At 71.9% G+C, this 10,645-nt stretch carries 8 protein-coding genes; 6 read left to right on the top strand and 2 right to left on the bottom strand.

The window, feature by feature from the left end; genetic code table 11:
* Positions 1-32: 32 nt before the first annotated feature.
* The gene (locus ACFTZL_RS33150; protein ID WP_382590396.1) at positions 33-1,130 is read right to left on the bottom strand and encodes a winged helix DNA-binding domain-containing protein; all 1,098 of its coding nucleotides are present in this window, start codon (positions 1,128-1,130) and stop codon (positions 33-35) included.
* Positions 1,131-1,305: 175 nt separating this feature from the next.
* On the opposite strand from ACFTZL_RS33150, the gene ACFTZL_RS33145 reads away from it, so the two are divergent.
* Entirely contained in the window at positions 1,306-1,731 is a 426-nt protein-coding gene (locus ACFTZL_RS33145) for a DUF6003 family protein (RefSeq protein ID WP_382590393.1), read from the top strand.
* 25 nt (positions 1,732-1,756) lie between these two features.
* On the opposite strand, the gene ACFTZL_RS33140 is transcribed toward ACFTZL_RS33145, so the two are convergent.
* A complete protein-coding gene (locus ACFTZL_RS33140) occupies positions 1,757-2,722 on the bottom strand; it encodes a YihY/virulence factor BrkB family protein (protein WP_382590390.1) in 966 nt (321 codons plus the stop codon).
* Positions 2,723-2,867: 145 nt separating this feature from the next.
* On the opposite strand from ACFTZL_RS33140, the gene ACFTZL_RS33135 reads away from it, so the two are divergent.
* The 5 genes from ACFTZL_RS33135 to argG all read left to right on the top strand — a co-directional run bounded on the left by ACFTZL_RS33135 (position 2,868) and on the right by argG (position 10,604).
* Positions 2,868-3,977 carry an AI-2E family transporter gene (locus ACFTZL_RS33135; RefSeq protein ID WP_382590388.1) on the top strand — a complete coding sequence of 370 codons (1,110 nt, stop codon included), beginning with the start codon at positions 2,868-2,870 and terminating at the stop codon, positions 3,975-3,977.
* Between the two features lie 102 nt (positions 3,978-4,079).
* A complete protein-coding gene (locus ACFTZL_RS33130) occupies positions 4,080-5,888 on the top strand; it encodes a methylmalonyl-CoA mutase family protein (RefSeq protein ID WP_382590385.1) in 1,809 nt (602 codons plus the stop codon).
* The gene (gene scpA, locus ACFTZL_RS33125; protein ID WP_382590382.1) at positions 5,888-8,062 is read left to right on the top strand and encodes a methylmalonyl-CoA mutase; all 2,175 of its coding nucleotides are present in this window, start codon (positions 5,888-5,890) and stop codon (positions 8,060-8,062) included. Before ACFTZL_RS33130 ends, scpA begins: the two co-directional genes overlap by 1 nt.
* The gene (meaB, locus tag ACFTZL_RS33120) at positions 8,059-9,051 is read left to right on the top strand and encodes a methylmalonyl Co-A mutase-associated GTPase MeaB (RefSeq protein WP_382590379.1); all 993 of its coding nucleotides are present in this window, start codon (positions 8,059-8,061) and stop codon (positions 9,049-9,051) included. The genes scpA and meaB overlap by 4 nt, the downstream gene beginning before the upstream one ends.
* A 98-nt stretch (positions 9,052-9,149) precedes the next feature.
* Entirely contained in the window at positions 9,150-10,604 is a 1,455-nt protein-coding gene (gene argG, locus ACFTZL_RS33115) for an argininosuccinate synthase (RefSeq protein ID WP_382590377.1), read from the top strand.
* The last annotated feature ends 41 nt before the right edge of the window (positions 10,605-10,645 follow it).

The following is a 10,645-nucleotide window of genomic DNA, read 5'->3' as shown; positions in this document are numbered from 1 at the left end:
GCCCGCAACGCCCCCTCTCCATGTGCGGTGCGTCATTTCCGTACGACGCCGAAGCGGATGTCGTACGACGACTCCGGGTGCATCACGCGCAGCATCCGCTCGCCCTCGGCGGTGACCTCTTCCCGCTGGGCGCTGGTGAGCCGGTCGAAGGGCTCGATCACGAGGGCGTTGTCCTCCAGTCGCCACAGGCCTGAGAGGAAGCCGTCGACGAGGAGCGTGCGGTAGGCGATGTTGCCCTGCCAGGAGCGGCCCCGGTGCTCCGGCGGGACGACGCGGGTGCGGTCGGCGTGGGAGAGGAGCAGGTTGTCGAACTCGGGCAGGAACCGCGGCGGGGCCGGGGTGTCCGGGTCGGGGCGGGAGGCGTCCGGGAGGTCGAAGAGCTCGACGCCGTTGTCGTCCTGGAAGGTGACGAGTCGCGGGCGGAGCCGCTCGAAGGCGTCCCGCAGGCGGGTCAGTCCGGCCCAGGTCTGCATGTCCTTCACGGAGGCCGGGCCGAAGGCGGCGAGGTAGCGCAGGACGACCGCGTCGGGGGTGGGGGCGGGTTCGGCCGGGCGGCCGAGCCAGTGCCCGGCGGTGGTGAGAGTGACCTGCCCGCTGCGGCCCCACAGACCGCGCGGGGTCACCTGCACCAGCGGCAGTCGGCAGCGGGCGGCGACCGCCAGGGCCTGCGGGTCGGCGTCGGGCCATTCCTGGAGCAGGGCCTCGCGCAACTGCTTCATCGTACGGGGCTCGGCCTCGACGAGGTCCCGGGCGAGATCGGCGAGCCGGTCCAGGTCGACACCGGCGAGCCCCTTGCGGAAGGTGACCAGCTCCCGGTCCCTGGCGGGCTGCACCAGCGGCCTCAGGGTGAGGCAGTCGTCCGCGGTGTGGGTGTGGATGGTGGAGCGCATCGTGACGATGCGAACGACCTCGCGCTCGGCCATCGGCGTCGACAGCGCCTCGGGGTCGAAACCGTCGAGGCGTGCGGCGAGCGCGTAGTACGGAGGCTTGACGTTCTGCGCCTGGAGACCGACCAGATGCTTGACGGCCGCGACGGCGGACATCCGGGCGGGGTTCAGCAGCAGTTGCCGGTCGAGGGTGGCGCGGTTGAGGGCACGGGTACCGAGGACGCTCCGCTGGGTGTTCGCCATGAGAGCACGGTAGCGGGGCTTGCGGACAGGTTCTGGCCGCGATGACAGCGTTGACCGCAATGGCCACGGTGACCGCGATGGCCGCGATGACACGACTCGGCACGGCCGGGCCGGCGGTAATCCGGGCTCGGCGGGGTAAAGGGAGTCGATCAGCCCCCTCGAGAAGGAGCCGAGGATGACCGACGACGCCTACCTGTTCCTGCTTGACGACCCGTCCGCGCCGCTCGGCGTGGCCCCCACCGCCGTCGGCGATCTCGCGTGCATGGAGACTCCCGCGGTACGCGCGTGGCTGGACGCGCAGGGAAGCACGCCGGCCTCCCCGCGGCTGCGCCTGCTGCCGCCGGAGGAGACGGCGGCCATCCCCGAGGGAGCGGAACGGCTGCCCGTCCCGCTGGGCGACGAGGAACTGAGCCGGGTCCGCCACCTGAACGCACCGCGGTCGCTCGCCCGGGTCGAGGAGGAGCTGCTCGCCTTCCGCGACTGCGCGGACGGCCGGGACGGCCTGATCGCCCGCGCGCTGGCCGCCGGCGTGGCACCGCACCGCATCGTCGAACTGACCGGGGTGGATCCCGCGACGGTGACCGCGGCGGCGAGCCGCTGACGACGCGGCGGCCGCCCCGGTGTCGTCACGCGCCCGGCCCGGGGTCCGGCCGGACAGCCGATGCGATGCCGGCGCGGGCGGCTTCCAGCTGGGCGGCGAACGCGATGCCGAGGAAGAGCGCCACGCCGGTGAGGTTGGCCCACAGCAGCAGGGCGATGAACGCGGTCAGCGGTCCGTACACGGCTCCGAAGGCACCGCTCTCCTCGACGTACAGCGCGAGCAGCCAGGTGGCCGACACCCACAGCAACAGGTGCACGGCCGAGCCGAAGGCCAGCCAGGTGTAGCCGGGCTGGACGCGGCGGGGCGACCAGCGGAAGATCACGGCGGAGGCCACCCAGGCCAGCGCGAGCCCCAAGGGGATGTCGAGCACACCCCACCATTGCGGCCCGCTGCCCTCCCGGCCCGCGGACTTCGCCACCGCGTCGCCCACGGCCTCACCGGCGACGAGGACGACGAACCCCAGTACCAGGGGCAGACCGGCGGCGAGCGCGAGAACGATCCCCCGCGCGTACTTGCGCGGGAAGGGACGATCGCGCTCGATGCCGTAGATACGGTTGGCGCCGCGCTCGATCTGGCCCATGGCCGAGGCGAGGTTCAACAGCGCGAATCCCAGGCCGAGCCACAGGGCGAGCGTGCCCCAGACGTCGCCGTGAGCGGTGCGCCGCGTCCCCGCGAAGGCGTCCTCGACGATCTCGGCGCTGGCACCCGGCACGATCCGGCCGAGCGTGAGCTCGATGATCCGGCCCACACCCTCGGTGTGCACCGACGTGGCCAGCCCGACGAGCGCCACGGTGCACGGAACCAGTCCCAGCACCACCTGGAAGGCGAGGGCCCGCGCGTTGCTGAAGCCGTCCGCGTAGCGGAACCGCGCGAAGGAGTCGGTCAGCAGCCGCAGCCCCCCGTAGTGGCGCAGGGCGGTGAACGCCTCGTCTCCGGAGAGCTCGTCTCCGATCATGTCCCGGGTCTGGGGGACGTGGACGGCGGTACCCATGGCGTGGACGCTCCTTGTCGGACGGCTGGTCCCTGACCGGTTTCCCCGTGCTTGTTCCCCGACGCCGCATCGGCCGGTACCGGCCTTCGGGGGAATTCGGGGCCGGCGCCGCTGTCCGGCGGGCGGTGGGTGGTACGGGGATGAGATGGCCGCGTCTGTCGAACCGCCCGCCTCGCCGCCCGGACGCCCGGGCGGTGCGGAGCCGCGTGTTCCGGCCTCGCTGCGGACCGCGGCCGCGTACGCCTGGCGGATCATCGCCATCGGCATCGTCGTCCGCGTCGCCTTCTCCGTGCTGGGGCAGTTTCACCGGATCGCCGTCGCCGTCTTCCTGGGCCTCGTCATCGCCGCCGTGCTCCGCCCCGCGGCCGGTCTGCTGGCCCGGTTCATGCCCAGGCCGCTCGCGGTCGCCGTCGCGATCGTCGGCGGCATCGTCCTCGTCCTCGGCGCGCTGGCCCTGGTGGGTGAGACCGTGGCGGATCAGCGCCGCGGACTGGAGCGGGAGTTCGTGGCGGGGATCGACCGGATCGAGCGCCAGTTGGAGGAGCCGCCGTTCCGGCTGCCCGCGGACGCCTTCGCCGATCTCCAGTCCCGGATCGGCCGGCTCCTGTCGAGCCATCGCTCGACCCTCATCAGTACGGCGCTCAGCGGCGCGAGCCGGCTGCTGGAGGTGCTGACCGTGCTGGCGCTGGCCCTGTTCTGCGCGGTCTTCTTCACGCACTCCGGCGAACGGCAGTGGCGGTGGCTGTGCGACCAACTCCCCGACGGGGCACGGCAGCATGTCACGGTCGCGGGCCGGGCCGCCTGGCGGACCTTCACCGGCTACACGCACGGCATCCTGCTGGTGGCGGCGACCAACGCGGTCCTCGTGGGCATCGCCCTGTTCGCTCTCGGGGTGCCGCTCGCCATGCCGCTGGCGCTGCTGGAGTTCCTGGCCGCCTTCATCCCCTTGATCGGCTCACCGATCGCCCTGGCGGTCGCGGCCGTCGTCGCGCTGGCGTCGAAGGGACCGATCGTCGCCCTGGTGGTGGTGGCCCTGATCGTGATCATCGGGCAGATCGAGGGTCATCTCCTGCACCCCATCGTGATGAGCTGGGCCGTCCGCCTGCACCCGGTGGTGGTGGCCCTGGCGGTCGTCGGCGGAGCGGTCGCGGCGGGCGTGATCGGCGCCGTGGTGGCCGTACCGCTGGTGGCCGTGGTGTGGTCCGTCTACCAGGCGTTGCGAGGGTCCGGGGACCAGGTCACGACACCGGCGTGAACGCCGTCCGGGGCATGGAGACCGAGGCCACAGTCTGGGAGAGGGCAAGGTCACAGCCGTGCCCACTGCTGCTCCTTCGTTAACGTGGCCTAACATCCGAGCATGACGGTCCTGCCTGACGACGGGCTTGAGCTGGCCGGCGAGTTCCCTGATGTGCCCCATGAGCAGTGGCAGCGCCTTGTGGCGGGTGTGCTGCGCAAATCGGGCAAGGACGTCGAGGGAGCCGAGGCCGAAGAAGCCCTGTCCACCGCCCTGGAGGACGGGTTGCGCACCCGGCCCCTCTACACCGCGCGCGACCACGCCCCCGAGCCTGGTTTCCCCGGGTTCGCGCCCTTTGTGCGTGGCGGCCGTGCCGAGGGGAACACGGTCGGCGGCTGGGACGTACGGCAGCGGCACACGACGGCCGACGGCACCGCGGTGCTCGCGGACCTGGAGAACGGGGTCTCCTCCCTCTGGCTGACCGTGGGCGAGGACGGCATTCCGGTGCCGGCCCTCGGCGCGGTCCTCGACGGCGTCTACCTCGACCTGGCACCCGTCGTCCTCGACGCGGGGCGCGAGACCGAGCCCGCCGCCCGGGAGCTGCTGCGGCTGTACGAGGAGCGGGGCGTCGCCCGGGACGTGGCACGCGGCAACCTCGGCGCGGACCCCCTCGGCCACGAGGCCCGTACGGGGCAGGGTGACGACGTCGCGCCGGTGGCGGATCTCGCGCGGCTGTGCGCCGAGGAGTACCCGGGGCTGCGGGCACTGACCGTGGACGCGCTGCCGTACCACGAGGCCGGCGGTTCGGCCGCCCAGGAGCTGGGCTGCTCGCTGGCCACGGCGGTGGCGTATCTGCGGGAGCTGACCGAGGCGGGGCTGAGCGTCGAACAGGCCTGCGCGCAGCTCGAGTTCCGGTACGCGGCGACCGCCGACCAGTTCCTGACGATCGCCAAGCTGCGGGCCGCGCGCCGGCTCTGGGCGAGGGTCGCCGAGGCCTGCGGGGCCCCGCGCGCGGGGGCACAGCTCCAGCACGTCGTCACCTCACCGGTGATGATGACGCGCCGCGACCCGTGGGTGAACATGCTGCGCACGACCATCGCGACGCTGGCCGCTGGGGCGGGCGGGGCCGACTCGGTCACCGTGCTGCCCTTCGACCACGCGCTCGGCCTGCCGGACGCGTTCGCCCGCCGTATCGCCCGCAACACCTCCACGATCCTCATCGAGGAGTCGCACCTGTCCCGGGTGATCGACCCGGCGGGCGGCTCCTGGTACGTGGAACGCCTCACCGACGAACTCGCCCAGGCGGGCTGGGAGTTCTTCCGGCGGATCGAACGGCTCGGCGGCCAGGCGGCCGCCCTGCGGTCGGGCGACCTCGGCCAGGACCTCGCCGACACCTGGGCGGCCCGGAGCGGGAAGCTCGCCAAGCGGCGCGAACCCATCACCGGCGTCAGCGAGTTCCCCCACATCACCGAGAAGCCGGTCGTCCGCGAGCCGGCTCCCGGGCCGCGGTCCGGCGGGCTGCCGCGGGTGCGCCGCGACGAGGCGTACGAGGGGCTGCGCGCCCGCTCCGACGCCCACCTCGCGGCGACCGGCTCCCGGCCCCGGATCTTCCTGGCCGCGATCGGCCCGGCCGCGGCCCACACCGCACGCCTGACCTTCGCCTCGAACCTCTTCCAGGCGGGCGGCATCGAGCCCGTCACAGAAGGCACCTTCGAGGAGAGCGGCGCGAGCGAGGCCGTGCTGTGCTCCAGTGACGCCCTGTACGAGGAGCGGGCGGAGGCGGTGGCCGGGCAGCTCAAGGCCGCCGGCGCCGCGCAGGTGTTGCTCGCCGGGCGGCCGGGGAACCACCCCGGTGTCGACTCGTACGTCTTCGCGGGCTGTGACGCCGTCGCCGTGCTGTCCGCCACCCTCGACCGCATGGGAGTGTCCTGATGGGAATCCCCGACTTCTCCGGGATCGAACTGGGCACCCCGGCCGCCGACGGCGGGCCCGACGAGTGGCGTACGGCGGTCAAGAACGCGTCCGGCGGGGACGACCTGCTCTGGGAGACCCCGGAGGGCATCGCGGTCAAGCCGCTGTACACCGGCCGTGACCTGGAGGGCCTGGACTTCCTGGACACGCGCCCGGGTCAGGCGCCGTATCTGCGCGGCCCGTACCCGACGATGTACGTCAACCAGCCCTGGACGATCCGCCAGTACGCCGGTTTCTCCACGGCCCAGGAGTCGAACGCCTTCTACCGGCGCAACCTCGCGGCCGGCCAGAAGGGTCTGTCGATCGCCTTCGACCTGCCCACGCACCGCGGCTACGACAGCGACCACCCGCGGGTGACCGGTGACGTCGGCATGGCGGGTGTGGCGATCGACTCGATCTACGACATGCGCCAGTTGTTCGACGGCATCCCGCTGGACAAGATGACCGTGTCGATGACGATGAACGGCGCCGTGCTGCCGGTGCTGGCGCTGTACATCGTGGCGGCGGAGGAACAGGGCGTACCGCCCGAGAAGCTGGCCGGGACCATCCAGAACGACATCCTCAAGGAGTTCATGGTCCGCAACACCTACATCTATCCGCCGTCGCCGTCGATGCGGATCATCTCCGACATCTTCGCGTACACCTCGCAGCGGATGCCGCGCTACAACTCCATCTCCATCTCCGGCTACCACATCCAGGAGGCCGGTGCGACGGCCGACCTGGAGCTGGCGTACACGCTCGCGGACGGCGTCGAGTACATCCGCGCGGGGCGTGAAGCGGGCCTGGACGTGGACGCGTTCGCGCCCCGGCTGTCGTTCTTCTGGGCGATCGGCATGAACTTCTTCATGGAGGTCGCCAAGCTGCGGGCGGCGCGCCTGCTGTGGGCGAAGCTGGTGAGGCAGTTCGACCCGCAGAACGCCAAGTCCCTTTCCCTGCGCACCCATTCGCAGACCTCGGGCTGGTCGCTGACCGCGCAGGACGTGTTCAACAATGTGACGCGCACCTGCGTCGAGGCCATGGCGGCGACCCAGGGGCACACGCAGTCGCTGCACACCAACGCCCTCGACGAGGCCCTCGCGCTGCCTACGGACTTCTCTGCGCGTATCGCCCGCAACACGCAGCTTCTGCTCCAGCAGGAGTCCGGCACGACCCGCGTGATCGACCCGTGGGGCGGCAGCGCGTACGTCGAGAAGCTGACGTACGACCTCGCGCGGCGCGCCTGGCAGCACATCCAGGAGGTCGAGGCCGCCGGCGGCATGGCCAAGGCCATCGACGCGGGCATTCCCAAGCTGCGCATCGAGGAGGCCGCGGCCCGCACCCAGGCCCGGATCGACTCCGGGCGCCAGCCGGTCATCGGCGTCAACAAGTACCGGGTCGAGAGCGACGAGCAGATCGACGTGCTCAAGGTCGACAACTCCTCGGTGCGGGCCCAGCAGGTCGAGAAGCTGCGGCGGCTGCGCGAGGAGCGGGACGAGAGGGCCTGCCGGGACGCGCTGGACGCGCTGACCCGGGCCGCCGGGGGCGAGGGCAACCTGCTGGAGCTCGCAGTGAACGCCGCCCGTGCCAAGGCCACCGTCGGGGAGATCTCCGACGCCCTGGAGAAGGTGTACGGGCGGCACGCGAGCCAGATCCGTACCATCACCGGCGTGTACCGCAACGAAGCCGGGGAGTCCCCGTCCGTGGACCGCACCCGCACCCTCGTGTCCGACTTCGAGGAGGCCGAGGGCCGCCGTCCGCGCATCCTGGTCGCCAAGATGGGTCAGGACGGCCACGACCGAGGCCAGAAGGTGATCGCCACCGCCTTCGCCGACCTCGGCTTCGACGTGGACGTCGGCCCGCTGTTCCAGACCCCCGCCGAGGTGGCCCGGCAGGCCGTCGAGGCGGATGTGCACATCGTCGGCGTCTCGTCGCTTGCGGCCGGTCACCTCACCCTCGTGCCGGCGTTGCGCGAGGAGCTCGCCGAGGAGGGGCGCGAGGACATCATGATCGTGGTCGGCGGGGTGATCCCGCCGCAGGACGTGCCCACGCTGCTGGAGATGGGCGCGGCGGCCGTCTTCCCGCCCGGGACGGTGATCCCGGACGCGGCGTACGACCTGGTGAAGGGGCTGGCGACCGACCTCGGGCACGAGCTGTGATCGATGTCGACGCGTACGCGAAGGGCGTACTCGACGGGAAGCGGGCGATCATCGCCCGCGCCATCACGCTCGTCGAGTCGACCCGGCCCCAGCACCGGGCGCCGGCCCAGGAGTTGCTGACCGAGCTGCTGCCGCACAGCGGGCGGGCCCGGCGGATCGGCGTCAGCGGGGTGCCGGGCGTGGGCAAGTCGACGTTCATCGACGCGTTCGGCACGCTGCTGACCTCGCTCGGGTACCGGGTGGCCGTCCTGGCGGTCGACCCCTCCTCCAGCCGTACCGGCGGCTCGATCCTCGGCGACAAGACCCGGATGGAACGCCTGGCCGTGGATCCGGCGGCGTTCGTCCGCCCCTCCCCCACGGCGGGCACGCTGGGCGGAGTGGCCAAGGCGACCCGTGAGTCGATCGTGGTGATGGAGGCGGCCGGCTACGACGTGATCCTGGTGGAGACGGTCGGTGTCGGCCAGTCCGAGACCGCGGTCGCGAACATGGTCGACTCCTTCCTGCTGCTCACCCTCGCCCGCACGGGCGATCAGCTCCAGGGCATCAAGAAGGGCGTGCTGGAGCTGGCCGATGTGATCGCCGTCAACAAGGCGGACGGTCCGCACGAGCGCGACGCCCGGGCCGCCGCGCGTGAGCTGGCGGGCGCGCTGCGCCTGATGCACGGCAAGGACGCGGCCTGGACCCCGCCCGTGCTGAGCTGCAGCGCCCGCGAGTCGGCCGGTCTGGACACGGTGTGGGAGCGCCTCGAACAGCACCGCACCCTGCTGGACTCGACCGGCCGCCTCGCCGCGAAGCGCCGTGACCAGCAGGTCGACTGGACCTGGACCATGGTCCGCGACGAACTCCTCGGCCGCCTGCGGGCCGACCCGGCGGTCCGGGCACTGGCACCGTCCCTCGAACAGCGGGTCAGGGACGGCGAGTTGACGCCGACCTTGGCCGCCGAGCGGATTCTCGGGGCACTCGGGAGCTCCGAGCAGGACACATTCTGAGCTGATTCAGGCCGGCGCGGGGCGAGCCCACGGACCCCCCGGCCGGAATCCCATGCAAGCTACTTGCATGATTATGCGTGATGATACATACTCTTCCCATGTCCAAGGTCCTCACCTCCCTGCCCGCCGGCGAGCGCGTCGGCATCGCCTTCTCGGGCGGTCTCGACACCTCCGTCGCGGTCGCGTGGATGCGCGACAAGGGTGCCGTCCCGTGCACCTACACCGCCGACATCGGCCAGTACGACGAGCCCGACATCGCCTCGGTGCCCGGCCGTGCGAAGACCTACGGTGCCGAGATCGCGCGCCTGGTCGACTGCCGTGCGGCGCTGGTCGAGGAGGGCCTGGCCGCGCTGACCTGCGGCGCGTTCCACATCCGCTCGGGCGGGCGGGCGTACTTCAACACCACGCCGCTCGGCCGTGCCGTCACCGGCACGCTCCTGGTCCGGGCGATGCTCGAGGACAACGTCCAGATCTGGGGCGACGGCTCGACCTTCAAGGGCAACGACATCGAGCGGTTCTACCGCTATGGCCTGCTCGCCAACCCGCACCTGCGGATCTACAAGCCCTGGCTGGACGCGGCCTTCGTGACCGAGCTCGGCGGCCGCAAGGAGATGTCGGAGTGGCTGCTCGCCCACGGGCTGCCCTACCGGGACAGCACGGAGAAGGCGTACTCCACCGACGCCAACATCTGGGGCGCCACCCACGAGGCCAAGACCCTGGAGCACCTGGACACCGGCGTCGAGACCGTCGAGCCCATCATGGGCGTCCGGTTCTGGGACCCCGAGGTCGAGATCGCCACCGAGGACGTGACGATCGGCTTCGAGCAGGGCCGCCCGGTGACGATCAACGGCAAGGAGTTCGCCTCCCCCGTCGACCTGGTCATGGAGGCCAACGCCATCGGCGGCCGGCACGGCCTGGGCATGTCGGACCAGATCGAGAACCGGATCATCGAGGCCAAGAGCCGCGGCATCTACGAGGCGCCCGGCATGGCCCTGCTGTACACGGCCTACGAGCGGCTGGTCAACGCGATCCACAACGAGGACACCCTCGCCCAGTACCACGCCGAGGGACGGCGGCTCGGCCGGCTGATGTACGAGGGCCGCTGGCTGGACCCGCAGGCGCTGATGATCCGCGAGTCGCTGCAGCGCTGGGTGGGCGCGGCCGTCACCGGCGAGGTGACGCTGCGGCTGCGGCGCGGTGAGGACTACTCGATCCTCGACACGACCGGCCCGGCGTTCAGCTACCACCCGGACAAGCTGTCCATGGAGCGCACCGAGGACTCGGCGTTCGGCCCGGTGGACCGGATCGGCCAGCTCACCATGCGCAACCTCGACATCGCCGACTCGCGCGCCAAGCTGGAGCAGTACGCCGGCATCGGCCTGATCGGCACCGGCAGCCCCACGATCGGCGCCTCGCAGGCGGCCGCGACCGGCCTCATCGGCACCATGCCGGAGCTGCCCGAGGGCGGCGCCGAGGTCATCGCCTCCCGCGGCGAGGTCTCCGAAGAGGACGCGTGGCTGGACCGCGCGGCGATGGAGTCGGGCACGGACTGACCACCTCGCCAGCACGGAAGGGCCGGCTCGACACTGGGTGT

It is taken from the genome of Streptomyces sp. NPDC056948 (genome assembly GCF_042674225.1).
GTDB lineage: Bacteria > Actinomycetota > Actinomycetes > Streptomycetales > Streptomycetaceae > Streptomyces > Streptomyces purpurascens.
This window is presented reverse-complemented; position numbering and strand designations above follow the sequence as displayed.

What these genes read in the sequence shown, in the direction of transcription:
- ACFTZL_RS33140 (WP_382590390.1), bottom strand. Translation starts at nt 2,722, where the DNA reads ATGGGTACCGCCGTCCACGTCCCCCAGACCCGGGACATGATCGGAGAC.
- argG (WP_382590377.1), top strand. Translation starts at nt 9,150, where the DNA reads ATGTCCAAGGTCCTCACCTCCCTGCCCGCCGGCGAGCGCGTCGGCATC.
- scpA (WP_382590382.1), top strand. Translation starts at nt 5,888, where the DNA reads ATGGGAATCCCCGACTTCTCCGGGATCGAACTGGGCACCCCGGCCGCC.
- ACFTZL_RS33150 (WP_382590396.1), bottom strand. Translation starts at nt 1,130, where the DNA reads ATGGCGAACACCCAGCGGAGCGTCCTCGGTACCCGTGCCCTCAACCGC.
- ACFTZL_RS33145 (WP_382590393.1), top strand. Translation starts at nt 1,306, where the DNA reads ATGACCGACGACGCCTACCTGTTCCTGCTTGACGACCCGTCCGCGCCG.
- ACFTZL_RS33130 (WP_382590385.1), top strand. Translation starts at nt 4,080, where the DNA reads ATGACGGTCCTGCCTGACGACGGGCTTGAGCTGGCCGGCGAGTTCCCT.
- ACFTZL_RS33135 (WP_382590388.1), top strand. Translation starts at nt 2,868, where the DNA reads ATGGCCGCGTCTGTCGAACCGCCCGCCTCGCCGCCCGGACGCCCGGGC.